19 protein-coding genes and 2 pseudogenes are annotated in these 25,700 nt (G+C 65.3%); 6 read left to right on the forward strand and 15 right to left on the reverse strand.

Annotated elements, in window-relative coordinates:
- Positions 1-169: 169 nt before the first annotated feature.
- Together ACFLEY_RS36095 and ACFLEY_RS36100 are read left to right on the forward strand one after the other, a co-directional pair.
- Positions 170-3,574, forward strand: a complete 3,405-nt coding sequence (locus ACFLEY_RS36095; RefSeq protein WP_060910762.1) for an acyl-[ACP]--phospholipid O-acyltransferase — start codon at positions 170-172, stop codon at positions 3,572-3,574.
- A gap of 5 nt (positions 3,575-3,579) precedes the next feature.
- On the forward strand, positions 3,580-4,254 hold the full coding sequence (locus ACFLEY_RS36100; RefSeq protein ID WP_060910761.1) for an alpha/beta fold hydrolase: 675 nt from the start codon (positions 3,580-3,582) through the stop codon (positions 4,252-4,254).
- A 4-nt stretch (positions 4,255-4,258) separates the two neighbouring features.
- Here the strand turns inward: ACFLEY_RS36100 and tcuB are convergent, their stop codons facing one another.
- From tcuB to tcuA, 4 genes are read right to left on the reverse strand one after another with little or no spacing between them, the layout of a single operon-like run.
- A complete protein-coding gene (tcuB, locus tag ACFLEY_RS36105) occupies positions 4,259-5,359 on the reverse strand; it encodes a tricarballylate utilization 4Fe-4S protein TcuB (RefSeq protein WP_060910760.1) in 1,101 nt (366 codons plus the stop codon).
- Between the two features lie 4 nt (positions 5,360-5,363).
- Positions 5,364-6,392 carry an esterase gene (locus ACFLEY_RS36110; RefSeq protein WP_060912939.1) on the reverse strand — a complete coding sequence of 343 codons (1,029 nt, stop codon included), beginning with the start codon at positions 6,390-6,392 and terminating at the stop codon, positions 5,364-5,366.
- Between the two features lie 43 nt (positions 6,393-6,435).
- Entirely contained in the window at positions 6,436-7,500 is a 1,065-nt protein-coding gene (locus ACFLEY_RS36115) for an IS630-like element ISRj1 family transposase (protein WP_026192128.1), read from the reverse strand.
- 42 nt (positions 7,501-7,542) lie between these two features.
- Positions 7,543-8,934 (reverse strand): FAD-dependent tricarballylate dehydrogenase TcuA, encoded by a 1,392-nt coding sequence (gene tcuA / locus ACFLEY_RS36120; RefSeq protein WP_211434132.1) that lies wholly within the window; start codon positions 8,932-8,934, stop codon positions 7,543-7,545.
- A gap of 154 nt (positions 8,935-9,088) precedes the next feature.
- On the opposite strand from tcuA, the pseudogene ACFLEY_RS36125 reads away from it, so the two are divergent.
- Positions 9,089-9,761: pseudogene (locus ACFLEY_RS36125) on the forward strand (GntR family transcriptional regulator).
- 10 nt (positions 9,762-9,771) lie between these two features.
- On the opposite strand, the gene ybaK reads toward ACFLEY_RS36125, so the two are convergent.
- Positions 9,772-10,245: a Cys-tRNA(Pro) deacylase gene (gene ybaK / locus ACFLEY_RS36130; RefSeq protein ID WP_060910758.1), complete on the reverse strand. Its 474-nt coding sequence runs from the start codon at positions 10,243-10,245 to the stop codon at positions 9,772-9,774.
- A gap of 141 nt (positions 10,246-10,386) precedes the next feature.
- Between ybaK and ACFLEY_RS36135 the strand changes: the two genes are divergently transcribed.
- On the forward strand, positions 10,387-11,451 hold the full coding sequence (locus ACFLEY_RS36135; protein ID WP_026192128.1) for an IS630-like element ISRj1 family transposase: 1,065 nt from the start codon (positions 10,387-10,389) through the stop codon (positions 11,449-11,451).
- Positions 11,452-11,546: 95 nt separating this feature from the next.
- Here ACFLEY_RS36135 and fdhF read toward each other — a convergent pair whose 3' ends face one another.
- From fdhF to mobB, 7 genes are all read right to left on the reverse strand, one after another.
- Entirely contained in the window at positions 11,547-14,315 is a 2,769-nt protein-coding gene (gene fdhF, locus ACFLEY_RS36140) for a formate dehydrogenase subunit alpha (protein WP_028174270.1), read from the reverse strand.
- Positions 14,312-16,015: an NADH-ubiquinone oxidoreductase-F iron-sulfur binding region domain-containing protein gene (locus ACFLEY_RS36145; RefSeq protein ID WP_028174269.1), complete on the reverse strand. Its 1,704-nt coding sequence runs from the start codon at positions 16,013-16,015 to the stop codon at positions 14,312-14,314. Before ACFLEY_RS36145 ends, fdhF begins: the two co-directional genes overlap by 4 nt.
- 154 nt (positions 16,016-16,169) lie before the next feature.
- Positions 16,170-16,451 carry a hypothetical protein gene (locus ACFLEY_RS36150; RefSeq protein ID WP_011085103.1) on the reverse strand — a complete coding sequence of 94 codons (282 nt, stop codon included), beginning with the start codon at positions 16,449-16,451 and terminating at the stop codon, positions 16,170-16,172.
- 92 nt (positions 16,452-16,543) lie between these two features.
- Entirely contained in the window at positions 16,544-18,199 is a 1,656-nt protein-coding gene (locus tag ACFLEY_RS36155; RefSeq protein ID WP_060910757.1) for an OFA family MFS transporter, read from the reverse strand.
- Between the two features lie 316 nt (positions 18,200-18,515).
- Positions 18,516-18,779, reverse strand: coding sequence for a sulfurtransferase TusA family protein (locus ACFLEY_RS36160; protein ID WP_028174267.1), 264 nt, complete (start codon positions 18,777-18,779; stop codon positions 18,516-18,518).
- A gap of 44 nt (positions 18,780-18,823) precedes the next feature.
- The gene (glp, locus tag ACFLEY_RS36165) at positions 18,824-20,080 is read right to left on the reverse strand and encodes a gephyrin-like molybdotransferase Glp (RefSeq protein WP_060910756.1); all 1,257 of its coding nucleotides are present in this window, start codon (positions 20,078-20,080) and stop codon (positions 18,824-18,826) included.
- Between the two features lie 9 nt (positions 20,081-20,089).
- Positions 20,090-20,617, reverse strand: a complete 528-nt coding sequence (mobB, locus tag ACFLEY_RS36170) for a molybdopterin-guanine dinucleotide biosynthesis protein B (RefSeq protein ID WP_011085099.1) — start codon at positions 20,615-20,617, stop codon at positions 20,090-20,092.
- Positions 20,618-20,824: 207 nt separating this feature from the next.
- On the opposite strand from mobB, the gene fdhD reads away from it, so the two are divergent.
- A complete protein-coding gene (gene fdhD, locus ACFLEY_RS36175) occupies positions 20,825-21,715 on the forward strand; it encodes a formate dehydrogenase accessory sulfurtransferase FdhD (protein ID WP_038966588.1) in 891 nt (296 codons plus the stop codon).
- Positions 21,696-22,337, forward strand: coding sequence for a molybdenum cofactor guanylyltransferase MobA (mobA, locus tag ACFLEY_RS36180; protein ID WP_082756040.1), 642 nt, complete (start codon positions 21,696-21,698; stop codon positions 22,335-22,337). Before fdhD ends, mobA begins: the two co-directional genes overlap by 20 nt.
- Here mobA and ACFLEY_RS36185 read toward each other — a convergent pair.
- The 3 genes and pseudogenes from ACFLEY_RS36185 to ACFLEY_RS36195 form a co-directional block, all read right to left on the reverse strand.
- Positions 22,270-22,539 (reverse strand): FAD-dependent monooxygenase, encoded by a 270-nt coding sequence (locus tag ACFLEY_RS36185; RefSeq protein WP_257787561.1) that lies wholly within the window; start codon positions 22,537-22,539, stop codon positions 22,270-22,272. The two genes, mobA and ACFLEY_RS36185, sit on opposite strands and share 68 nt — an antisense overlap.
- A gap of 51 nt (positions 22,540-22,590) precedes the next feature.
- Positions 22,591-24,551, reverse strand: a pseudogene (locus ACFLEY_RS36190) (molybdopterin biosynthesis protein).
- Position 24,552: 1 nt separating this feature from the next.
- Positions 24,553-25,659, reverse strand: a complete 1,107-nt coding sequence (locus ACFLEY_RS36195) for a molybdopterin-binding protein (RefSeq protein WP_211434131.1) — start codon at positions 25,657-25,659, stop codon at positions 24,553-24,555.
- Between the last annotated feature and the right edge of the window lie 41 nt (positions 25,660-25,700).

The following is a 25,700-nucleotide window of genomic DNA, read 5'->3' on the forward strand; positions in this document are numbered from 1 at the left end:
CGAACCTAACGAGACCATTTGGAGACCAACAGGATCGGAGGGATCGAGGGGACAGAGCAGGCCGACGACCATCGTCACTCTGCAATCGTTCGTCCCATTCCCTTCCGGTCGTGACGCTTTCACCGCCCACGAAGCAACCTCAGGCTGCCTTTCCAAAACAGGACTAGTCATGATCAGGGAATTGATGTCGTCACGCCGCTTCGCGCCGCTGTTCTGGGCGCAGTTCTTCTCGGCGCTCAATGACAACGTGCTCAAGAACGCACTCGTCATCATCCTGCTTTACAGTGCCGCGACCGGCCACGGCGACGCGCTGGTGACGGTGGCAGGCGCCGTCTTCATCTTCCCCTATTTCATCCTGTCCGGGCTCGGCGGACAGCTCGCCGACAAATACGTCAAATCCGTCGTCGCAAGGCGACTCAAATTCACCGAGATCTTCGCCGCGGGCTTTGCCGCCGCCGGCTTCTTCCTGCACTCGGTGCCGCTGCTGTTCGCAGCGCTCGCGCTGTTCGGCATCATCGCCGCCCTGTTCGGCCCCGTGAAATATTCCATGCTGCCGGACCAGCTCGAGCTCGGCGAGCTCGCGACCGGCAATGCGCTGGTCGAAGGCGCGACCTTCATGGCCATCCTGCTCGGCACCGTCGCCGGCGGCCAGTTCGTGGCCGGCTCCGCCCATATGGGCTGGGTCGCATCCGCCGTGGTGGTGCTGGCTCTGCTGTCCTGGGCTTTCGCTTCCCGCATTCCGCAGACCACGCCCTCCGCGCCCGATCTGCCCGTCGATGCCAATCCCTGGACCTCGACGCTCGGCTTACTGAAGACGCTGCACGCCGACCACCGTCTGTGGGACGGGACCGTGATCGTCTCCTGGTTCTGGCTGGTCGGCGCCATCGTGCTGTCGCTGCTGCCGGCGCTGGTCAAGGAGGTCGTCGGCGGCACCGAAGGCGTGGTGACGCTGTGTCTTGCGATCTTCGCGATCGGCATCGCCATCGGCTCGCTGTTCGCGGCGCAACTGAGCCACGTTCGCCCGAACCTCGCCCTGGTGCCGATCGGCGCCATCATCATGGGGTTTGCCGGCCTCGATCTCGCCTGGGCCATCGGCGTGACCACCAAGGGTCACGACATCACCGCGCTCGACTTCGCAACCTCGTTCGCGGGCCTGCGCATGCTGATCGACTTCGTCGCCTTCGCATTCGGCGGCGGCCTGTTCGTCGTCCCCTCCTTCGCCGCAGTCCAGGCCTGGTCGGTCCCCTCCGAGCGCGCCCGCATCATCGCGGCCGGCAATGTACTACAGGCTGCCTTCATGGTGGTCGGCTCGCTGTTCGTCGCGCTGCTGCAGGCCGCAGGCCTCCGTGTCGGCTGGATCTTCTTCGGCCTTGGCGTCGCCAGCTTCGGCGCGGTGTGGTTCGTGCTGACGAAATGGGGCAAGGAAGGCGTGCGCGATTTCGGCGGGTTGCTGTTCCGCGCACTGTTCCGCACCGAGATCCGCGGCCTCGAGAACCTGCCGCCATCCGGCACGCGCATGCTGATCGCGCCGAACCATGTCAGCCTGATCGACGGCCCGCTGCTGCACGCCGTGCTGCCGATCGACGCGAGTTTCGCGGTCGATACCGGCATCGCCAAGGCCTGGTGGGCCAAGCCGTTCCTGCGGGTGGTGAAGCATTACACCATGGACCCGACCAAGCCGCTGGCCGCGCGCGACCTGATCAAGCTGGTTGCCGCCGGCGAGCCGGTGGTCATCTTTCCGGAAGGACGCATCACCGTCTCCGGCTCGCTGATGAAGGTTTATGACGGCACCGCGATGATCGCGGACAAGGCCGACGCCGTGGTCGTGCCCGTCCGCATCGAAGGCGCGCAGCGCTCGCATCTCAGCTACCTCAACAGCAGCCAGATCAAGCGCTCGTGGTTTCCGCGGGTGACGGTCACGATCCTGCCGCCGGTCAAGCTTCCGGTCGATCCGGCGCTGAAGGGCAAGGCACGCCGCAACGCCGCGGGTGCAGCGCTCCAGGACGTGATGATCGACGCTCTGGTCAAGAACGCCATGCTCGATCACTCGCTGTTCGAAGCGCTCGGACACGCCTATCGCGACCGCGACACCGGCAAGGTCATCGTCGAGGACGCGCTCGGCACCAAGCTGACCTATCGCAAGCTGATCCTGGGCGCGCAGGTCCTGAGCCGGAAGCTGGAAGACGGCACCGCCGTCGGCGAGAATGTCGGCGTGCTGCTGCCGAACTCCGCGGGCGTCGCCGTCGTCTTCATGGCCCTGCAGAACATCGGCCGCGTGCCGGCGATGCTCAACTTCTCGGCCGGTCCGGTCAACGTCCTCGCCGCCATGAAGGCCGCGCAGGTCAAGACCGTGTTGACCTCGAAGGCCTTCATCGAGAAGGGCAAGCTCGACAAACTGATGGCCGCGATCTCCGCGGAGGCCCGAATTGTCTATCTCGAAGACGTCCGCGCCTCGATCGGTGTGGCCGACAAGATCAAGGGCCTGCTCGCAGGCACCGCGCCGCGTGTCGCACGCCAGGCGAACGATCCGGCCGTCGTGCTGTTCACGTCGGGTTCGGAAGGCACGCCCAAGGGCGTCGTGCTGTCCCACCGCAACATCCTCGCCAACGCGGCGCAGGCGCTGGCGCGGGTCGACGCCAACGCCAATGACAAGGTGTTCAACGTCCTGCCGGTGTTCCACTCCTTCGGGCTGACAGGCGGAATGATGATGCCGCTGCTCGCGGGCATTCCGATCTACATGTACCCGTCCCCGCTGCACTATAGGATCGTGCCCGAGCTGATCTACCAGACCGGCGCCACCATCCTGTTCGGCACCGACACGTTCCTCACCGGCTACGCGCGCTCGGCGCATGCTTACGACTTCCGCACCCTGCGTCTCGTGATCGCCGGCGCCGAAGCGGTCAAGGATCGCACGCGGCAGGTGTTCATGGAGCGCTACGGCATCCGCATCCTCGAGGGCTATGGCGTCACCGAGACGGCGCCGGTACTGGCGATGAACACACCGATGGCCAACCGTCCCGGCACCGTCGGCCGCCTGTCGCCGCTGATGGAAAGCCGCCTCGATCCGGTCCCCGGCATCGAGGACGGCGGCCGCCTCTCCGTGCGCGGACCGAACGTGATGCTCGGTTACCTCAGGGCCGAAAATCCCGGCGTGCTCGAAGTGCTCGCGGAAGGCTGGCACGACACCGGCGACATCGTCGCAATCGACCCGGCCGGCTTCATCACCATCAAGGACCGCGCCAAGCGCTTTGCCAAGATCGCAGGCGAGATGGTCTCGCTGTCCGCGGTCGAAAGCATCGCGGCGACGCTGTGGCCGCAGGCCGGCTCGGTCGCCGTGTCGATCCCCGACCAGCGCAAGGGCGAGCGCATCGTGCTGCTGACGACGGAGAAGACCGCCGAGCGCAGCGCGATGCAGGGCCAGGCCAAGGCGATCGGCGCGTCCGAGCTGACCGTGCCCGCCGCGATCATGGTGGTCGACAAGGTGCCGCTGCTCGGCACCGGCAAGACCGACTATGTCACGGCAACGACGATGGCCCGCGAGCAGGCGTCCTCGCCGGAGCGCGAGGTGGCGTAAGCCAGATGCGCGAGGCGCCTCAATCAGGCGGCACGCGATGTCCGGGAGTGGTTCTGCTTCATGGCATCGCGCGCACCTCGGCATCCCTGACGAAACTGGAGCGGGCGCTCCGGGCGAGCGGGTTCACGACGCTTAACATCGACTATTCCAGCCGCAGCAAGCCGATCGCGGCCATCGTAGACGACATTCATCCGGCGATCGCCCGTTTCGCCGAAGTTGAGGCGCCGCTGCATTTCGTCGCACATTCGATGGGCGGCCTCGTCGCGCGCGCCTACATCGCAAGACACCGCCCCGCCCGGCTTGCCCGCGTCGTGATGCTGGGCACGCCGAACAGCGGCAGCGAGGTCGCTGATCTCCTGCAGGGATTGCTGCCCTACCGCGCATTCTACGGGCCAGCCGGCCTCGAGCTGACCACCACGCCCGCAACCGCACCGAATGCCCTCCCCGCCATCGACTATCCGGTCGGTGTGATCGCCGGAAACCGCTTCATCGATCCCGTCGCCGGTCTCTTCGTTCTGCCGAAGCCCAATGACGGACGGGTGTCGGTGCAGAGCACGATGCTTGCCGGCATGACCGACCATGTCGTCGTGAAGGCGTCCCACACCGGGCTGCCGCGTCACGCCGCCGCGATCGCGCAGACGATCGCTTTTCTACGCAACGGCCATTTTCGGCCGAGGTAACGGGTCACGGCGCCGTCCGCCGTTCCTGTGCATAGCGAACCAGCGCCGCGAAGCGATAGATGCCGTGCACGAACTTGCCGTAGGGCATGGTGATGAACAGCGCAAACACGGCGCCGAGATGCAGCGCCAACAACGGCCCCATGGCCGCGGTCTCGCGCAGGAGCAGAAGCAGCATGCCGGTGAGACCGGTCAGGAACAGCATGGCGATGAAGCCGACATCCATGCCGTAGCTGTTCTCGTCCAGCAGTTCCGGCGCCCTGCGCAATTTCGCGACGTACAGGCCGATCGGCCCGACGATGAGGCCGATGCCGCCGAGCGCGCCGAGCACGACGGGCAGATCCCACCACGGATACGGCGCCTCGCGTCCGAGGAGATAGTGATACAGCGTGGCGACGGACGTCGCGGCAAAGCACAGCAGGAAGCCGTAGAACGTCAGGTGATGATAGAGCTTGCGCCGGTCGGTCGGCTTGTCGTCCTCGTTGTAGCAGCCAACGCCGCCACCATGGAGATAGCGCAGCTCGCCGGCATCGCGGATCGCCTGGACAATCGAGCCGCCGTCGGCGCGGCCGCCGATCGGCGTGCCGATATCGCGCCAGAAGGCACGCACGCTCATGACAAGCGCAAGGATGGCATAGAGGAATGCAGCGCTGAACAACGCAGCCATCGCGTTGTGCGGCATCAGTTTGTAGAACGCGCCCGGCCCGGTATGGACACCGAACAGCACGCTGCGATCGTTCAGCGCAGCAAAGCCGAAGATAAAGGCGGCCATGCTGAGCGCAGCGACGATGCTGATCACGAGACCATTGCGCGCGAAGGCGCCGGACAGCGCCCGCGGCCAGGCGTAGGCCGCATAAGACTCCGCGCGCGCGACCGCGAGCGTCTTCGGGACGTTGACGTCGAATTCGTGCGGCGGCGAGAACTGGCAATCGACGTAGCAGGCGCCACAGGAATGGCAGAGGTTGGCGAGATAATTGAGATCGCCGTCGGAGAAGGCGCGGCGCATTTCCATGGCGGGAAATACCGCGCAAAGACCCTCGCAGTAGCGGCAGGAATTGCAGACCGTCATCAGGCGGTCGGCTTCGTCCAGAATTTGGGTTCCGTGCATGGCTCTACTTCGTCAGGCCTTTGCCCTCGAGCCATTTCTGGATCAGGGCCGCGACCTCGAGGTTGTTCTTGTCCATCATCACCATATGCGAATTGCCCTTGATGCCGGCCTGTGGGAGGTCGACGATGTAGACGCTGCCCCCGGCCGCCTTGATGGCGTCCGCAAAGGCGATGCCGTTGGCGCGGATCTTGGGCCAGCGCGAATCGCGCTCGATATAGTCGCCGTAGATGATGAGGGTCGGAATGTTCTTCAGCACATCCGCCCTCGCGGGATCACCGATGCCAGCCGGCTCGATCGCAATCAGCGCCTTGACCTTGTCAGGCCGGGCTTGCGCGACCTTGAAGCCGAAGCTGCCGGCCTGGCTGTGGAACAGGATCACCGAGGGGCCGACGCGATCGAGCTCGGCGATATAGGCGGCGATGGCCGCATCATCAGTCGTGGTCCAGCGCGGTACGTTCTGCTTGACGAAATTCTCGTAGCCCTCGACGGGAAACTGGTTGCCCGGCAGCACCTTTCGCTTGGCGGGATCGGGATCGTAGGAGTTTGGTCCATCGCCGATGCGGAAACGCTCGAACGGATTGGCCGTGGTGAGGAAGACCGGCTCGCTCTTGAAGATATCGGGGTATTGCGCCCAGCCCGCGCGTCCGCGCTCCACCGCGTCGGAATTGTAGACTGCCCATCCCTTGCGCAGAAAATAATTCAGCCAGCCTTCGCGTCCGTCAGGCGTGGTTTCGTAGGTGACGCCGGTCAGTCCGCCGCCATGCCACATCAGCAGCGGATAGGCCCCCTTCTCGTTTGCCGGCAGGAAATATTGCACGTACATCTGCTCGACCTGATAGGTGCCGTTGGGATCGACCTTGGCCGGCACGCCGCCGGGCGCGAACACGACCTCCTTCACCGGCTTGCCGGAGATTTCGACAAGGCGCCCGCCGACATGGAACGACCCCATGTCGCGCAGGGTGATCGGCTCGGCGGCGCGGGCGTGGCCGGCGATCAGCAGCGCCGTGATCGAGGCAATGACAATGCGCGACATGGTTTCTCCCATCACCTTTCTTCTTGGTCCCTAGTACCCGGAATCAGAGCTGAGTGATACGGCGGCCTTTGAAACGGCGTTGACGGACCTTTTTCTTGGTCCAGACGAAGGGCTCGGCTCTGTCGTTGTATGCGTTGACGTAGGCATCGATGTGTTCCTGAAGCTGCTTGAGGCTCGTGAAGGAGGTGCCGCTGAGCGACTGCCCCTGCAAGATGGAAAACCATACTTCGACCTGATTGAGCCATGACGCACTTGTCGGCGTGAAATGAAATTGCACGTTGGGGTGGGCCTTGAGCCAGTCCTCGTTCTTTTTATGGGTGTTGAGGTTGTCGAGGATGACGTGAAGCTTGCGGTTCGGAAAAGCCGCGGTGACGCTGTTCATGAAATCGAGAAACTCGACGCGGCGCCGGCGTTTTGAATGGGTCGCGATGATCTTTCCGGTGGCGACTTCGAGCGCCGCAAACAATGTTGTGGTGCCATGCCGCTTGTAATCGTGGCTTTGGCCGGTCAAGGCGCGGCCATTGGGCAACTTCAGATAACCCTGCGCTCGCTCCAAAGCCTGGATCGAGGGCTTCTCGTCCACGCACAGCACAATGGCCTTCGCCGGCGGCGCGACATAGAGGCCGACAACATCGGCGGCTTTGGCCGTAAAGTTCGGGTCGTTGCTCTCGCACCAGGACTTGCGAGCCACCAGGTCAATCTTGTGGCTGCGCAGGAACCGCCAGACATATTGGACATCGACATCGCCCAGCGCCTCGGCCAGCAGGGGGCCGGTCCAGCGCGCAAACCCTTGCGGTGGCGGCTTATCCAGCAGCTTCAGAATCCGCTTGTCGGTCGTCTTCGTATAGATCGGCTGCTTGCCAGGCCGCGGCTTGTCTTGCAGCCCTTCAAGGCCATGGTCGGCATAGCGATGCCGCCAAAGGCTGACAATCCGCGGCTGGACCCCAACTTCCTTGGCGATCGACCGGGTGCTGCGCCCATCCGCCGCCAACAGAACTATCCGCGCCCGCTTCAAATCGCGCTGCAACGTCACCGGTGAGCGACAGCACGCCTCAAGCACCTTGCGATCTTTCCTCGAAAGGTGGACTTCTCTTGCTTCGGGTATCATCCCGACCTTGAATCACGACTCACGTTCCAAGAAAAGTGGGTACTAGTTCTTCGCATGGCGTGCCGCTTCCCGCCCTGCGATCCGCCCGAACACGCTGCCGATGGTCATGCCAATGCCCGCCGCATAGCCCTTGCCGAGCACGTTGCCGGCCATGATCTCGCCGGCCGCGAACATGTTGCCGGATGGCTTGCCGTCAGCCATCAGCATCCGCGCTTCCTTGGTCACGCGCGTGCCGAGATAGGTGAAGGTGATGCCGGGCCGCACCGGATAGGCGAGATAGGGCGGCGTCTCGATCCGCCGCGCCCAATGCGTCTTCTGCGGCGTGATGCCCTCCGTGCGGCAGTCGTCCAGGATGGTGTGGTCGAACGTGCCGGGCCTCACCGCGGCGTTGAACTCGGTGATGGTCTTTTCCAGCGCGGCCGGATCGAGCTCGAGCTTGCTGGCAAGCTCCGCGACCGTCTGCCCGGCGATCGGCGGGAACAGCGTCGGCATGAACGAGGTAACGACGGTGGAATCGAAGATGATATAGGCAATCTGATCGGGCTGCGCCGCGACCAGCCGGCCCCAGATCGCATAGCGCTTCGGCCAGATGTCCTCGCCCTCGTCATAGAAGCGCTGGGCGTGCTTGTTGACGACGATGCCGAACACGACCGAGTCATGACGCGTGATGATGCCGCCGTCGAATTTCGGCGCGCGGGCGTCGATCGCCACCGCGTGGCACTGGGTGGGATCGCCGACCTCCTGCACGCCCTTGTCGAGCAGCATTTTCAGGATCGAGCCGCGGTTATAGGGCGTGCCGCGGATCAGGAAGTTGTCAGCCGCCTCGCCCCAATACTGCTTCAGCCATTCGATGTTGGCCTCGAACCCGCCGGCCGCGGCGACCAGCGACGTCGCGCGGATCTCGGTCTCGCCCTTGATCGGCCGCTTGAGGCGGGCGGCCAGGAACATGCCGTCCTCGATCACCAGGTCCGTGACCTCGGCATCGTATTCGACATCGACGCCGAGCCGCTCGGCGGTGAGGTAGAGCGCATTCAGCATCGCGCGGCCGCCGCCGAGAAAGAAGGAGTTGGTGCGGCCGAGGCTCAGCGTGCCGCCGAGCGAGGGCTGCCAGCGCACGCCCTGCTCCACGATCCAGTTCAGGATGTCCTTGGACTCCCGGATCATGTGGCGCGCAAGTTCCTCGTCGGTCTGCCCGCCGGTGACCAGCAGCAGATCCTTCCAGAATTCCTCCTCGGTGTAGGGGCCGGTGAGGATTTCGGTGGCGGCGTCATGGGCGCAGCGCATGTTGCGGGTGTGGCGGGTGTTGCCGCCGCGATAGAATTTTGGCGCGCCTTCAAGCACGAGCACCGAGGCGCCGCCACGACGCGCCGCGATCGCCGCACACAGCGCCGCGTTGCCGCCGCCGATCACCAGCACGTCGTATTTGCTGCTCATGTCGTCTGCCCGATGCGACGAAGTTGGAGACATTCTGCCCGCCGGCGGCCTCGGTCAACCGGTTTGCCATTGCGTACTTTTGTATACAAAGATATACAGAAGCCGCAAGCCGCATCTCTGCATGGGCAGGATGCGCCTGGCGCTTCGAGGATACATGACGCGACGCCCGGCAAAGGCAGGATCGATCGCGCGCGGCGCGGGCGTCGCGCTGGGCGAAGCGGTGTTCCGCTCACTCTGCGAGGCGCTCCAGGCCGGCAGCTACCGCGCGGGCGATCGCCTGCGCGAGGAGGAAGTGGCGCAGCGGCTGAAGGTCAGTCGCACGCCGGTTCGCGAAGCGCTGGGCCGCCTCGCGGCGCGCGGCTTCGTCGAGCCCGCCGGCGGCCGCGGCCTGATCGTCCGCAACCTCGATATCTCGGAGGTGCTCGAGCTCTACGCCATGCGCGAGATCATGGAAGGCGCCGCCGCGCGCCTCGCCGCCGAGCACGCCTCGGCGACCGAAATCGACGCGCTCAGGGACATCGAGCAGACCTTCGTCGAGGCGCCCGCGACCGACGCGATCGAGATGGCGCGGCTCAACCGCGCCTTCCACGAGGCGATCTGCCGCGCCGCGCGCAACCTACAACGCCTCCCGCGAACTACAGGACTGGATCGCCCTGCTCGGCCCGACCACCTTCACGGTGACGGGACGCCCCACGACCAGCCACGGCGAGCACCAGGCCATCATCGACGCCATCGCCGCACGCGACGGCGACAGGGCCGAACGGCTTGCGCGCGCACACATCCGCGAGGCGCTGCGCTGCCGGCTCAAATTGTTGCAGAAGCAGTAGAGCGCTGCGCTCACGCCAGCACATCCGCGGCGACCGCCTTCGAGACATCCCGGACGTCGGCGGGCTTGAGCCGCACCTGCAAGCCGCGCTGGCCGCCATTGAGATAGACGTAGTCATGCGCGAGCGCGCTCTGCTCGATCACCGTGCGCACGGGCTTGCGCTGCCCGAACGGGCTGATGCCGCCGACCTTGAAGCCAGTGACGCGCTCGGCTTCCGGCGGCTTCATCATCTGCGCCGACTTGCCGCCCACGGCAGCGGCGAGCTTCTTCATCGAGACCTCCTGGTCGGACGGCACGATCACGCAGACCGGCTTGCCGTCGACGAGCGCCATCAGCGTCTTCAACACGCGCGCCGGATCCTCACCGAGGGCGGACGCCGCCTGGAGCCCGATGCTCTCGGCATCGGGATCATAGTCGTAAGCGTGGACGGTGAAGGCTACACCGGCGGCCGCGAGCGCGCGTGTGGCGGGAGTGACTTTGGACATGGGTCACGTTTACCACCGTCATTGCGAAGATCGAAGGGACGAGTACGGCGCAAACTCTCCCCGGGTCGTCCTGGCGAAAGCCAGGACCCATTACCCTAGTACCCACTTTTCTTGGAACGTGAGTCGTGATTCAAGGTCGGGATGATACCCGAAGCAAGAGAAGTCCACCTTTCGAGGAAAGATCGCAAGGTGCTTGAGGCGTGCTGTCGCTCACCGGTGACGTTGCAGCGCGATTTGAAGCGGGCGCGGATAGTTCTGTTGGCGGCGGATGGGCGCAGCACCCGGTCGATCGCCAAGGAAGTTGGGGTCCAGCCGCGGATTGTCAGCCTTTGGCGGCATCGCTATGCCGACCATGGCCTTGAAGGGCTGCAAGACAAGCCGCGGCCTGGCAAGCAGCCGATCTATACGAAGACGACCGACAAGCGGATTCTGAAGCTGCTGGATAAGCCGCCACCGCAAGGGTTTGCGCGCTGGACCGGCCCCCTGCTGGCCGAGGCGCTGGGCGATGTCGATGTCCAATATGTCTGGCGGTTCCTGCGCAGCCACAAGATTGACCTGGTGGCTCGCAAGTCCTGGTGCGAGAGCAACGACCCGAACTTTACGGCCAAAGCCGCCGATGTTGTCGGCCTCTATGTCGCGCCGCCGGCGAAGGCCATTGTGCTGTGCGTGGACGAGAAGCCCTCGATCCAGGCTTTGGAGCGAGCGCAGGGTTATCTGAAGTTGCCCAATGGCCGCGCCTTGACCGGCCAAAGCCACGATTACAAGCGGCATGGCACCACAACATTGTTTGCGGCGCTCGAAGTCGCCACCGGAAAGATCATCGCGACCCATTCAAAACGCCGGCGCCGCGTCGAGTTTCTCGATTTCATGAACAGCGTCACCGCGGCTTTTCCGAACCGCAAGCTTCACGTCATCCTCGACAACCTCAACACCCATAAAAAGAACGAGGACTGGCTCAAGGCCCACCCCAACGTGCAATTTCATTTCACGCCGACAAGTGCGTCATGGCTCAATCAGGTCGAAGTATGGTTTTCCATCTTGCAGGGGCAGTCGCTCAGCGGCACCTCCTTCACGAGCCTCAAGCAGCTTCAGGAACACATCGATGCCTACGTCAACGCATACAACGACAGAGCCGAGCCCTTCGTCTGGACCAAGAAAAAGGTCCGTCAACGCCGTTTCAAAGGCCGCCGTATCACTCAGCTCTGATTCCGGGTACTAGGGAGCAGTTTGGCGAAGACTCGTCGTTCGGTATTGCCACCGTCCGCGCTCGATAGATTCCGCGGTATGGGTCCTGGCCGCCCTTACTCCGCAGCGTCCCGCATCTCCACGCGTTCGGCTCTGGCCGCGCAGAACTTGAATTCCGGGATCTTGCCGAACGGATCGAGCGCCGGGTTGGTCAGGAGGTTCGCCGCTGCCTCCGCGTAGCAGAACGGCATGAACACCATGTTCTCCGGAACGTCGCGGTCGGAGCGGACCTTGACCTCGACGGCGCCCCGGCGGGTCTCCAGGCGAATGAAATCGCCAGGCGCGAGCTGCTTCTTGTGCATGTCCTTCGGGCTCATGAAGGCGACCGCCTCCGGCTCGATCTGGTCGAGCACCTGGGCGCGGCGGGTCATCGAGCCGGTGTGCCAATGCTCCAGCACACGGCCGGTCGAGAGCACCATCGGATATTCGGCGTCGGGCAATTCATCCGGCGGGATGACCTTCGCCGGCACGATCTTGCCGCGGCCGCTCGCGGTCGGGAAGCCCGTGGTGAAGATGATTTCGTTGCCCGGCTTGTTCGGATCGTCCGCCGGATAGGTGACGGCACCTTCGCGCACCAGCCGTTCCCAGCTGATGTTCTTGAGCGACGGCATGAGCTCTGCCATCTCGGTGTAGACATCGCCGGCGCCGGCATAATTCCACGGCAGGCCCATGCGCTTGCCGATCTCCTGGATGATCCAGAGATCCTGCCGCGCATCGCCCGGCGGCTTGATCACCTGTCGCGCGAGTTGCACGCGGCGATCGGTGTTGGTGAAGGAGCCCTCCTTCTCGGCGAAGGCCGAGGCCGGCAGGATCACGTCGGCGTGGAACGCGGTCTCGGTCACGAAGAGGTCCTGCACCACAAGATGGTCGAGCATGGCGAGCGCGTGGCGCGCGTGCTGGAGATCGGGGTCCGACATCGCGGGGTTTTCGCCCTCGATATACATGCCCTTGATCTCGCCGGCATGGATCGCGTTCATGATCTCGACCACCGTGAGGCCGCGCACGGGATCGAGATCCTGCTGCCACAGCTTCTCGAAGGCCCCGCGCAAGTCGTCGCGGCCGACCGGCTGGTAATCCGGCAGGAACATCGGGATCAGGCCGGCATCGGAGGCGCCCTGCACGTTGTTCTGGCCGCGCAGCGGATGCAGGCCGGTGCCGGGGCGGCCGACCTGGCCGGTGATCAGCGCGAGCGCGATCAGGCAGCGCGCATTGTCGGTGCCGTGGACGTGCTGGCTGATGCCCATGCCCCAGAAGATGATCGACGATTTTGCCCGCGCATAGGTGCGTGCAACCTCGCGCAGCGTTTGCGCCGGGACGCCGCAGATCGCCTCCATCTTCTCCGGCGTGAATTCCTTGATCTTCTCCTTGAGGTCCTCAAAACCCTCGGTGTAGCCGGCGATGTACTGGTCGTCGGTCAGGCCTTCAGTGATGATCGTGTTGATCATCGCGTTCAGCATGGCGACGTCGGAGCCGGGCTTGAACTGCAGATGCTTGGTCGCATGGCGCGACAGCGTCTGCCGGCGCGGGTCCATCACGAACAGCTTGGCGCCGTTCTGCTTGACCGCGTTCTTGATGAAGGTCGCGGCGACCGGATGGTTCACGGTCGGGTTGGCGCCGATCACGATGATGACCTCGGCGTCCATCGCCGCGGAGAACGGCGCCGACACGGCGCCCGAGCTGAGACCTTCGAACAGCGCCGCCACCGACGAGGCGTGGCACAGCCGGGTGCAGTGGTCGACATTGTTGGAGCCGAAACCGGTGCGCACCAGCTTCTGGAACAGATAGGCCTCTTCGTTCGAGCCCTTGGCCGAGCCGAAGCCGGCGAGCGCCTTCGCGCCGTTCGTGTCGCGGATCTTGACGAGCCCCTTGGCGGCGATGTCGAGCGCCTCTTCCCAGCTCGCTTCGCGGAAATGGGTGAAGGGATTGGCCGGATCGACCTGGTCGTTGGCATCCTTCTTCGCATTGGGCAGCCGCACCAGCGGCTTGGTCAGGCGGTGCGGATGGTGGATGTAGTCGAAGCCGAAGCGGCCCTTCACACAGAGACGGTTGTGATTGGCGGGGCCATCACGGCCCTCGGCATAGATCACCTTCTCGTCCTTGACCTCGTAGGTGACCTGACAGCCGACGCCGCAGAACGGGCAGAGCGAATCCACCTTCTTGTCCGCATAAGTCACGCGGGTCTGGTTCTCGTCGAGCATCACGGCCGGCATCAACGCGCCGGTTGGGCAGGCCTGCACGCATTCGCCGCAGGCAACGCAGGTGGACTCGCCCATGGGATCGTCGAAGTCGAACACGATCTTCGAGCCATGGCTGCGGTAGGCCATGCCGATGACGTCGTTGACCTGGACCTCGCGGCAGGCGCGCACGCACAGGCCGCACTGGATGCAGGCATCGAGATTGACGCGCATCGCCGGATGGCTCGCGTCGGTCGCCCAGCGCTCGGCGGCGGGAAAGCGGCTCTCGGTGACGCCGGTGGTCTCGGCCCAGTGCCAGAACTTCGAGTCCGGATCGTGCGAGGTTTCGCGCGCCGGCTGGTCGGCGACGAGCAGCTCCATCACCATCTTCTGCGCGGAAACCGCACGCGCGGACTCGGTCTTCACCTTCATGCCGACCGACGGCGTGCGCTTGCACGAGGCAGCCAGCACGCGCTCGCCCTCGATCTCGACCATGCAGGCGCGGCAATTGCCGTCGGGACGATAGTCGGGCGCCGGCGAGTAGCAGAGATGCGGGATCTCGCGGCCCTGGCGTTTTGCGACTTGCCAGATGGTCTCGCCGGGACTGGCCTCGACCTGCTTACCGTCGAGCTCGAACGTAATCTTCGTCATTCGGCCGCTTCCTTGAACTCGTCAGGGAAATATTTGATCACGGTGGTAAGCGGATTCGATGCCGCCTGTCCGAGCCCGCAGATCGAGGCATCGCGCATCGCCTGGCTCAATTCTTCCAGCAACGCGCGGTTCCAGACCGGCTTCTGCATCAGCAGCGCCGCCTTCTGGGTTCCAACGCGGCACGGCGTGCACTGGCCGCAGCTCTCGTCCTCGAAGAACTTCATCAGGTTCAGAGCCGCGGCTCGCACGCTGTCCTTCTGCGACAGGATCACGATCGCGGCCGAGCCGATGAAGCAGCCGTATTTCTCCAGCGTGCCGAAATCGAGCGGGATGTCGTCCATCGACGCCGGCAGGATGCCGCCCGAGGCGCCGCCCGGCAGGTAGGCGTAGAAGGTGTGGCCGTCGGCCATGCCGCCGCAATATTCGTCGATCAACTCGCGCACGGTGATGCCTGACGGCGCGAGCTTCATGCCGGGATTTTTCACGCGGCCGGAGACCGAGAAGCTGCGCAGGCCATGACGTTCGTGGCGGCCGTGGCCCTTCCACCAGTCGGCGCCCTTCTCGACGATGTCGCGCACCCACCACAGCGTCTCGACGTTGTTGATCAGCGTCGGCAGTCCGAACAGGCCGACCTGGAACGGATAAGGCGGCTTGTGCCGGGGCAGGCCGCGCTTGCCCTCGATGCTCTCGAGCAGTGAAGATTCCTCGCCGCAGATATAGGCGCCGGCGCCGCGGCGCATGTGCAGCGTCGGGCCGCCCGGCGGCAGCTTTGCGATCTCGCGCTCCAGGATCTCGCGTGCGGCCGGATATTCGTCGCGGATGTAGATGTAGACGTCGGACGCCTCAACGATATGCGCGCCGATCAGGGTGCCCTCGAGGAAGCGGTGCGGGTCGTTGTTGAGGTAGACGCGGTCCTTGAAGGTGCCCGGCTCGCCCTCGTCGCCGTTGACCGCCATCAGCCGCGGGCCGGGCTCGCCAAGCACCGCGCGCCATTTGCGTCCCGTCGGGAAGCCCGCGCCGCCGAGACCACGCAGGCTGGAATCCTCGAGAAGCCTGAGGATATCGTCCTTGCTGACCGCCCCGGAGCGCAGCCGCTCCAGCAGCTTGTATCCGCCGTCCTTCACATAGGCGTCGTAGTCGACATAAGCAGGAATGTGCGCGTGAACGTCGCCGCGCGCTGCCGTGGCCAGCACCTCGGCGGCCGTAGCCTGATGCACGAAATGATGGCCGACTTCCGCGACCGGGGCCGCGTCGCACAATCCGACACAGGGCGCGCGTACGACGCGAATGCCGGGACCGGCGCTGCGCTGGAGATCCTGCAACAGCTGCCCACCGCCGAGCATCTCACAGGTCAACGAATCGCAGACGCGGATCGTCAGCGGCGCGATATCAGGCTCACCTTCCTTCACGATGTCGAAATGCGCGTAGAAAGTCGCGGTCTCGAACACCTCGGCGAAGGCGAGCTTCATCTCGTCGGCGAGGGCCGCAAGATGCGCCGCCGAGATCTGGTGATATTTGTCCTGGATCAGGTGGAGATATTCGATCAGGAGGTCGCGCCGCCGCGGGCGATCGCCGAGCAGCTGCTCGATCTCGTGTGCGGCGGTGGGATCGACCTGCCGCCCCTTGGGCGTGGCCTTGGCTCGCTTCCGCCCCTCGCCCGGATGTTCGAACGAGCGGACCTCGTGCACGTCATGGCTCATCGATGAGTCTCGTAAACCTTCTTTAAAACGCGTCCAAGTCTAGCCGTTGGCATACCAGATGCCAAGAGAATTCATCCATTCCGATAAGCATTTAAGGGGCACGGGGCCAACAAGCCCCACGCCCCTTGCCTCGAACTGTTGGTGGAACCCGACATCAGGTCTTGTTCATGCACTCCTCGATGTAAAACCAGCGATCGTCGCCGGCGAGGCCCTTGGACTTCACGTCGGCGCGGCAGGCCTTGAGCTTCGGCTTGTTGGCGGACCACTTCGCCTTCATGTCCTTCAGCTTCTGCATGGTGAGCTTGATCTTGCCCGGCTTGGCCTCCGTCGTCGCGGCCGGTGCCGTGGTGGCAGGCGCCGCCGCGGTTTGCGCGGACGCGGCATGAAGGCCAGCGACCAGCAACACGGCCGCAAGGCAAATTCGGGTGCGAAGCATTTAAATCCCCTAAGTACCAGTCTTGATGATGTCTGAAAGGCGAACGCCGCGGGACACCGATGATGAGCATCCCGCGGCTGTCTTGATGGCGATCAGAATATCTTGACCGCGCTCTCCAGCGTCTTCCACACACCCCAGAGCAGGGGAATGCCGACGAAGGCCCAGAACAGCGCCGCCTTGGCGTCAAGCCCGCCAAACCCGATGCCGTAAGAGCCGTGCGGTCCGGCTGCGGCGGCGCTGGCGCTCGCCGCCTGCAACTTGGCGACATCGGCCTCCTTCATGTGCCACTTCGGATCGACCGGCTTGATCAGGTAGTTGCAGATCAGGCCCGCGATCAGCATCGCGCACAGGATGTACATGGTGGTGTTGTAGAGCTGATCGCGCGGCACGCCAGCCGCGAGCTGGAACTCGCGGATGTAGTTGACCACGACGGGGCCGATGATGCCCGCGGTGGACCATGCCGTCAGCAGCCGGCCGTGGATGGCGCCCACGAACTGCGTGCCGAACATGTCGGCGAGATAGGCCGGCACGGTCGCGAAGCCGCCGCCATACATCGACAGGATGATGCCGAAGCCGAGCACGAAGAGCAGCTTCGAGCCCATCGCCGCAAAGGTCGGCGCCAGCGCATAGAGCACGATGCCGAGGATGAAGAAGGTGTAGTAGGTGTTCTTGCGTCCGATCTTGTCCGACAGAGATGCCCAGAAGAAGCGGCCGCCGATGTTGAACAGCGACAGCAATCCGGCGAAGCCCGCGGCGATCGCCGCGATCTGCGCCTTCTGCCCGGCATCGAGCGCGTTGAGGCCGACGTCCGGCAGGCCGATCAGCTTGCCGGCGAAGATCTCCTGCAGCATGGGCGAGGCCATGCCGATCACGCCGATACCCGCCGACACGTTCAGGCAGAGCACCCACCAGATCAGCCAGAACTGCGGCGTCTTGTGTGCGTCATTGAGATGAACGTTGTTCTTCGAGATCATCGCGTTGGCCTTGGACGGCGGGGTCCAGCCTTCGGGCTGCCAGCCGGGCGGCGGCAAGCGATAACGGAACGCGCCGATCATCATGAACACGAAGTAGATGACGCCCATCGCCACGAAGGTCTCCCAGACGCCGACCGAAGTCGGGGTCTTGAAGTAGTTCATCAAGAGGTTCGCCAGCGGCGCGCCGATCATGGCGCCGCCGCCGAAGCCCATGATGGCCATGCCGGTCGCCATGCCGCGGCGGTCGGGGAACCACTTCACCAGCGTCGACACCGGTGAGATATAGCCAAGGCCGAGACCGATGCCGCCGATCACGCCCGAGCCCAGCCACATCAACCAGAGTTGGTGGGTGTAGATGCCGATCGCGCCGAGAAACAGGCCGCCGCACCAGCACAACGCGGCAACGAAGCCGGCCTTGCGCGGACCGACCCGCTCGAGCCAGCCGCCCCAGATCGCGGCCGAAACGCCGAGCAGCACGAAGAACAGCGTGTACATCCAGCCCAGGCTCGCGACTTTCCAGTCGCAGGTGGTGGAGAACAACTCCTGGAACAGCGAGATGTCGGGGCACGCCTTCGGCGCGTTCAACCCGATCGCGCGCGACAGTGGCAGCCAGAACACCGAGAAGCCGTAGGCCATGCCGATGCACAAATGGATGCACAGCGCCGCAGGTGGCACCAGCCAGCGATTGAAGCCGGCGGTCGCAATCGTCCGCTCACGATCAAGAAAGCCAGAGCCAGCGCCCGATATCGTTCCAGCGCTCTCAATAGTAGACATACAGTCCTCCCCTAAGCCGCCCTTCTGAGCAGCCTGCCGCTAAGATCCTGATCCTCAGCCATTCACGGTGCAGCCAGCTGTCCCCGCTGCCCCGCACATCATACGGCGCGCGCCAGGATCGGTCACGCACCTCCGAAAAGTTAACCCCTCGAGCGGGGCTCTATGCCCGATACCACGTGCAGGCTTCGTGTTTGGCCCGTCGATCCGCGTATCGCAGACAACACTCAACCTCCGCGCCCGCACGGAGAAAGTCAATTTGGGCAGAAGCCATGATCGATGTCGATAGACAAAAGGTCGGTATCAACGCGGTAACGCGTCAGGAACGCAGCGCACCATTGGTGTTGCCTATCGGACCATTTGCCTTTTCTATCAAGAACACGATGCGCGCGTCGTTGCGCTCGGTGATCTCCACCGTGTCGCCGGTCTCGCGAATCAGATTCGGAATGTCGATCACCGACAGCGGATCGGTGCAGTACACCTCGAGCTGATCGCCCGGCTGCAACGGTTTGAGCGCCTTGCGTGTCTTCAGGGCGGGCAGCGGGCATTTCAGCCCGGTGAGATCGAGCGTGGTTCTGGTCATGGGCGCAACATGGCGGGACCGATCAATGGCGTCAACGCAACCGGTCAGAGCAGATCGGCATAGGACAGGAACCCCACGCTCTGCCCTGGCTCGACACGCGTGATATCCTCGCCGAGCTCGACGAGGCCGTCGGTCTCGACCAGCGACGACAACAGCCCGGCGCCTTCGCGCGGGAACTTGATGGCCTCCAGCGCGCCGTCCTGTCCCCTCCGCAACGAGACACGAACATATTCGCGGCGGCCGATCTTCTTCTTGTAGGTGAACGCCGCACGCACCGGGATCGGCAACAGCGGCTCCGACAAACCACCCATCAGCGCCAGCACCGTCGGCCGCACCACATGGACGAAGGTGACGAAACTCGCGACGGGATTGCCGGGCAGGCCGATCAGCGGCGTGCCGCCGATGATGCCCATTGCCACGGGCCGGCCGGGCTTGATCGCCATCCGCCACAGCACCAGCGAGCCGATGCTCTCGACCGCAGCCTTCACGTGGTCCTCCTCGCCGGTCGAGACGCCGCCGGTGGTGAGAATCAGGTCGTGGCTGCCTGCAACCTGCTTCAAGCCATTCGCGAGGGAAGTCCGCTCGTCACGCAAGATGCCGAGATCGCTGACCTCGCAGCCGAGCCGGCGCAGCATCGCCATCAGCATGAAGCGGTTGGAGTCGAACAACTGCGAGGCGGCGCGCGGCTCGCCCGGCGACGCCAGCTCGTCGCCGGTCGAGAACACCGCAACGCGGATGCGCCTGACGACGTCGACCCTCGTCAGGCCGAACGCCGCGGCGAGCGCGACATGCTGTGGCCGCAGCCGCTGGCCGGCGCGCAGCGCGACGTGCCCCTGGGGAATGTCCTCGCCGGCAGGGCGGACATTGGCGCCCGGCTTCAGCCCTGGCGGCAGCACGATCCTGCCGGCGTCATCGATGCGGACATCCTCCTGCATGAAGACGGTCCCGGCATCCGGCGGCATCGGCGCACCCGTGAAGATGCGCGCGGTGTGGCCGGGCCTGATCGGCGCGTGAGCAAGGCCGCCGGCCTGGATACGGCCATCGAGCGGAAACGTCCGTTCCGCGCTGTCCGGAAGATCGGCGTCGCGCACGGCATAGCCGTCGACGGCAGAGTTGGTGAAGGGTGGCAGCGGCAAGGGCGCGGCGATGTCTCGGGCCAGCACGCGCCCGTCCGCATCGACCAGCGCCACGGTTTCGAGATCGGCAATCGCGTTGACGCGCGTCGTGATCAGGCCGACGGCCTCGTCGACCGACATCATCGGTCCGCCAAAGGCAAAGCAATCGTCAGACAGTTGCGCCATGGTGCCTCGTCAGCGCATAGCAGCGCTTTTCGCGACCGCTTCCTCGACCGGCATCGCCACACGCAACAGCAGCGACGCCGCGGCCGGGATATCGTCGAGATGGACGGTCGGCAGCCGGGTGTCAATCGGGGCGTCGGTCGCGATCCCGGCAATTCCGGGATCGTCGGGAAACAGCAACGGCTTGCCGTTGCCGGCACGATGGACCTCGATCTTGCGGTGCGGCTCGCGCTTGAAACCCTCGACCACGACGAGATCGACCGCGGAAAGCTTGCTCAGGAGTTCCGGCAGCCGCGGCTCCGCCGCGCCGCGCAACTCGTGCATCAGAGCCCAGCGATTTGACGAGGCAACCAGTACCTCGGCCGCGCCCGCCTCGCGATGGCGCCAGGAATCCTTGCCGGGCACGTCGACGTCGAACTGGTGATGCGCATGCTTGATGACGGAGACGCGCAGGCCTTGCGCGCTGAAATACGGGATCAGCCGCGTCAACAGCGTGGTCTTGCCCGCACCGCTCCAGCCTGCAAGGCCGATGACTTTCATAACCGATCCGTCTCCGCCAACGACACGCCTGCCGATGGAACCGCCGGCCTCTCCCCGTCATTGCGAGCGTAGCGAAGCAATCCAGACTGCCACCGCGGTATAGTTCTGGATTGCTTCGCCGCGCGCAATGACGGCGAGGCAGCATTTTCGCTTTCCGCCAGCATGCTTATATCGGCTTGACCCGAATGTCATGCTAACGTCGTGGCCATGATGAAGATCGACAAAGCCCCGGTGCCCCTGATCGTCCCCAACCCGGATGACCCGCGCCTGACCCAGAGCGTGACCGGGACCGACCAGACCGGCGCCAGAGTCGAGATCAAGGTGCCGATGGAGCGGCCGCTGACGCTCTACCTGAATTCCCAGGAGATCGTCACCATGATGACGATCGGCGACTATCCGGAATATCTGGCGCTGGGCTATCTGCTCAACCAGAACATGCTGAAATATAATGACGCGGTGACCGAGGTCGAATACGACGACGACCTCCAGGTGGTGGTCGTGCGCACCTCGCATCACACCAATTTCGAGGCCAAGCTGAAGAAGCGCACACAGACCTCGGGCTGCGCGCAGGGCACCGCCTTCGGCGATCTGCTGGAAGCAGTCGAGAGCGTCGCACTGCCGAAGGCGGAGCTGCGCACCTCCTGGCTCTACCAGATGACGCAGACCATCAACACCATGCCCTCGCTGTATCTGGAGGCCGGTGCGATCCATGGCTGCGTGCTGTGCAAGGAGGGCGAGCCGCTCTGCTACACTGAGGACGTCGGCCGCCACAACGCCGTGGACAAGATCGCGGGCTGGATGTACCGCCACGGCGTCGATGCCGGCGACAAGATCCTCTACACCACGGGACGTCTCACCTCGGAGATGGTGATCAAGACGGTACGCATGGGCATTCCGATCCTGGTGTCGCGCTCCGGCTTCACCGCGTGGGGCGTCGATCTCGCAAGACAGGTGGGCCTGACGCTGGTCGGCCGCACCCGCGGCAAGCGCTTCATCGCGCTCGCGGGCGAGGAACGGATCGTCTACGACCAGAACCTTGCTTACGTCGAAGAGGAGTCAGCCAAGCACAAGCGCAAGGGTGAAGGTGGTGACGACTGAAACTCCGCTGACGCAAGGCGTGCTGCTCGCCGGCGGCCTCGCGCGACGCATGGGCGGCGGCGACAAGCCGATGCGCACCATCGGCGGACGCACCATCCTGGAGCGCGTGATCGCACGTCTTTCGCCCCAGTGCAGCGGACTGATCCTCAATGCGAACGGCGATCCCGCGCGCTTCGCCGCATTCGGCCTGCAGGTGGTCGCCGACGACGTACCCGGCTTTCCCGGCCCGCTCGCCGGCATTCTCGCCGCGCTCGACTGGACCGCGGCGAACCGGCCGGGGATCGAATGGGTGCTCAGTGCCGCCGGCGACTGCCCGTTCCTGCCGCGCGATCTCGTCGCGCGCCTGCATGAAGCCCGTGAGCGGGAGAGCGCGCAGCTCGCGGTCGCCGCATCGGGCGACCAGACGCATCCGGTGATCGGGCTGTGGCGCGTTGCCTTGCGGGACGAATTGCGCCACGCCCTCGTCGTCGAGGACCTGCGCAAGATCGACCGCTGGACCGCACGCTATCCGCTCGCGACGGTGACGTGGCCGGCCGAGCCGCTCGATCCGTTCTTCAACGCCAATACGGTCGAGGACATCGCCGAGGCCGAGCGGCTCGCGGCGCTGGATGACGCGGCTTAGCCTCGCGCATCCGCGCCTCCAACCCCAGCGCGCGCAACACCTTCATGGCATTGCAGCCGATCTGGATGCCGGCGCCAATGCGGGCGAATTGGGAGGCCTGCTCGTAGACCATCACATTGATGCCGACGCGCCGGAGCGCCGCGGCGGTCGCAAGCCCGCCCATGCCGGCACCGACGATCGCAACCGAAAGCGGCCTTGCCATCGCGTCCCCCAACCTGTCGCACGGCTTGAACGCCGCGTCGTCGTCTATCGTCTACGCCGGCCGGAAGCCCGCTCGCTCCAGTGCCGTACGTGCCTCGCCCGAGCCGAGTGCGTCGAGAAAGGCCTGTACCGCCGGACGCTGCTTGCGCGCCGTCACCAACGCAAAGTCATAATGCTCTTCCGCGAGCGGAATGAAACCGAGGCCGACCGCATGGGCGACCGGCGCAATGGTCATGCCCCAGTCGGCGCGTTGCTGCGCGACGGCGGCGGCAACGGCGTTGTGCGAGCGCGGCTGGTTCCAATAGCCTTCGGGGCGCGCACCGCCGAGCAGCCGGTCGATCAGGATACGCGTGCCGGCGCCCTGGTTGCGGTTGACCATGATGCAGGCGGGATCCGTGAGCGCGGCGGCAACGGCGTCCTTTGCGCTGAGGCCCTCGAAGCGCTTGTCGCCCTTGCGAAACACGATGCCCTGCATCCGCCGCCAGCCCGGCACGAGCTCGAGCCCTTCGACAAGGTAAGGCGTGTTGTAGGTCTCGCTTCTGTCGTCGAACAGATGGATCGGCGCGAGATCGCACTCGCCCCGTTTCGCCGCCGCAAGCCCGCCGAGGCTGCCGACCGCGATCGAGCGCACTGTGAGGCCCGCATGCGCGAGCTGTGCGGTGACGAGGTCGAGGCCGGTGCAATGGCTGCCGACGATGACGAGATCAGGCACGCGCACATGCGGCGTGAACAGCGTCACCTCGGCCTCGGTCCCCGCGGGCATCTGATCGGCGAGCGCATCGATGCGCAGGAAGCCGTCGGCCTGCGCGAAGGAGGTGATCGCACCGGAGCCCTTGCCGGAGGGATAGGCGATCAGGCCGCCCCTGCCCTCGACCAGCGAGACCATGACGAATTCGGTGCGGCCGAGCTCGGAGGCAATGCGCACCGGCACGGTCGCGCTGACCTTGGCATCGGAGCGCGGCGGCAGGCCGGCCATCCTGCGCAGCACCGGCACGATCATGTCGTGGAAGGTGAACATCGCCGAGGTCGGAAAGCCCGGCAGGATCACCACCGGCTTGCCGTCGCAGACCGCGAGGCACAGGGCTTGCCGGGCTTGAGCGCCACGCCATGCGCGACGATGCCGGGCTGGCCGAGCCGGCTGATGATGCGGTGGGACAGGTCGCCCGCGCCTTTCGACGTGCCGCCGGAGAGCACCAGCATGTCGGCGTCCGCCAGCGCGCGGCGCATCGCCGCTTCGAGCTTCGCTTCGTCGTCGGGAATGGCGCCGAGGAAGATTGCCTCGCCGCCATTCTCGTCGATCGCGGCCGCGACGATCGCGCCGTTGGTGTCGTAGATCTCCGCGGGCGCGAGCACCTCGCCGGGCTGAACCAGTTCGTCGCCGGTCGAGATCACGGCGACCCGCGGCTTGCGCGCGACGGCCACCTCGGCAATGCCGCAGGCCGCCAGCATGCCGATCTCGCGTGAGCCGACGAGCGTGCCGGCGCGCAGCAGGGCTTCGCCGCGCGCGATGTCGGAGCCCGCATAGGAGACGAACTGCCCGGGAGACGCGGCACGGCGGATATCGATCGCATCCGGGCCGGCCGGCTGGGTGTGCTCGACCATGACGACGGCGTCGGCGCCGCGCGGCAGCGGGCCGCCGGTGGCGATCGGCGTCGCGGTGCCTGTGGCAACTTGCATCCTCGGTGCGGTGCCGCAGTGGATGGTCTCTCCGTTCAACGCAAGGCGAACAGGCGCACCTTCGCCGGCCGCGGCGAGGTCCGCGGAGCGGACGGCAAAGCCGTCGACATTGGAACGGTCGAACGGCGGGACGTCGATCGGGGCGGTGACGTCTTCGGCGAGCGCCGTGCCGAGCGTATCGGCAAGCTTGCGCGTTTCGCTCGGAATCGCGCGGGGAAACAGCGCCGCCTCGAAACGTGCCATCGCCTCCTCACGCGAGAGGATCTTGAGGAACTGCTCCTGTTCGAGCGCGCTGCGGTCTTGCGATTGCGGGATCATCGTCATGCCGGAACCCATATCACTCCCACATCAGATAGGCATCGACGGATGCGCCCGCTGCAAATCCCTCGTGGCTGGCTGGAATGATCAGCCATGCATCCGCACGGGCAATGGCCTGGAACGGCCACTCCCCCACCGCAAGCGGCATCCAGGCATGATGGTCCTCGGCCAGCAGTGCGATTTCGGCAATGCCGACACTGGATGCGATCTTGCGCGCGAGCGGCCGTGTCACCTGCCGGCGCTGCTGCCGTGCCGACAAACGATCGACGAGCGGAAGCACCAGCGCGAGCCAGGCTGCGAGCGCATGATCCGGCGAGCCGGGCAAGGCAACGACGGGAACTTTTTCGAGCCGCCCGACCGCGGCGGTGCGGCCGGGCTGAAGCGCAATGCCATGGGCGATCACGTCACCGCGCCGGGCCAGCGCCGTGACAGCGGCATCGCGGCGGCCGACGCCGCTGCCGCCGACTATCAGCAGCAGGTCGCAGGAGGAAGCATCGAGCGCATCCGCAATCGATGCGTCATCGCGCGCGGCGGCCTCGAACGCCTGCACATCCAGTCCCGCGGCGCGCGCGATCCCGGCAATCATATGCGCCGTCGTCGTCGTATCAGGCACATTGACGATGCGCAGCCGCGGCCGCCGCACGCTCAGCCTGTCCACCGCCGCGACGCCGGCGAGCATCAGCGCGGCCGGACCGACCGGATATCCTTCTGTGCCGGCAAGCGTGCGAACGGCGATGTCGCTTCCGGCGCGGCGGATACCCTGCCCCGGCACGCCCTCCGCCAGCACCTGCGCGAGCGGTCCAGACATCTCGACGGCGTCGGCATCGAGCACACAGTCGCATCCCGCCGGCATCGCGTCGCCGGCATCGACCCAGGCCGGCGCCGTCGCCAGCGGCGACGGCGAATAGGCGGACGCACCGACGAGATCATTGGCGCGCAACGCCCACCCGTCCATGCCGGCAATGTCATGCGGCGGATAGGCCGCAAGCAGCGGAGCGTCCGCCGCGATACAGCCGATCGCTTCAGTCAGCGGCAACGCAACAGGTGCGATCGGTTCAACGTCTCGCAGCAATGCGGCAAGCGCGGTGTCGAGCGGCGTCAGCGATGGCGGCAGGCGCTGGGTCATGCGCCATGATGGACCATGCAACGCTGCGTTTGGCAACCGCC

Origin of the sequence: Bradyrhizobium sp. YCK136 (assembly GCF_044570075.1) — a bacterium.
GTDB lineage: Bacteria > Pseudomonadota > Alphaproteobacteria > Rhizobiales > Xanthobacteraceae > Bradyrhizobium > Bradyrhizobium diazoefficiens.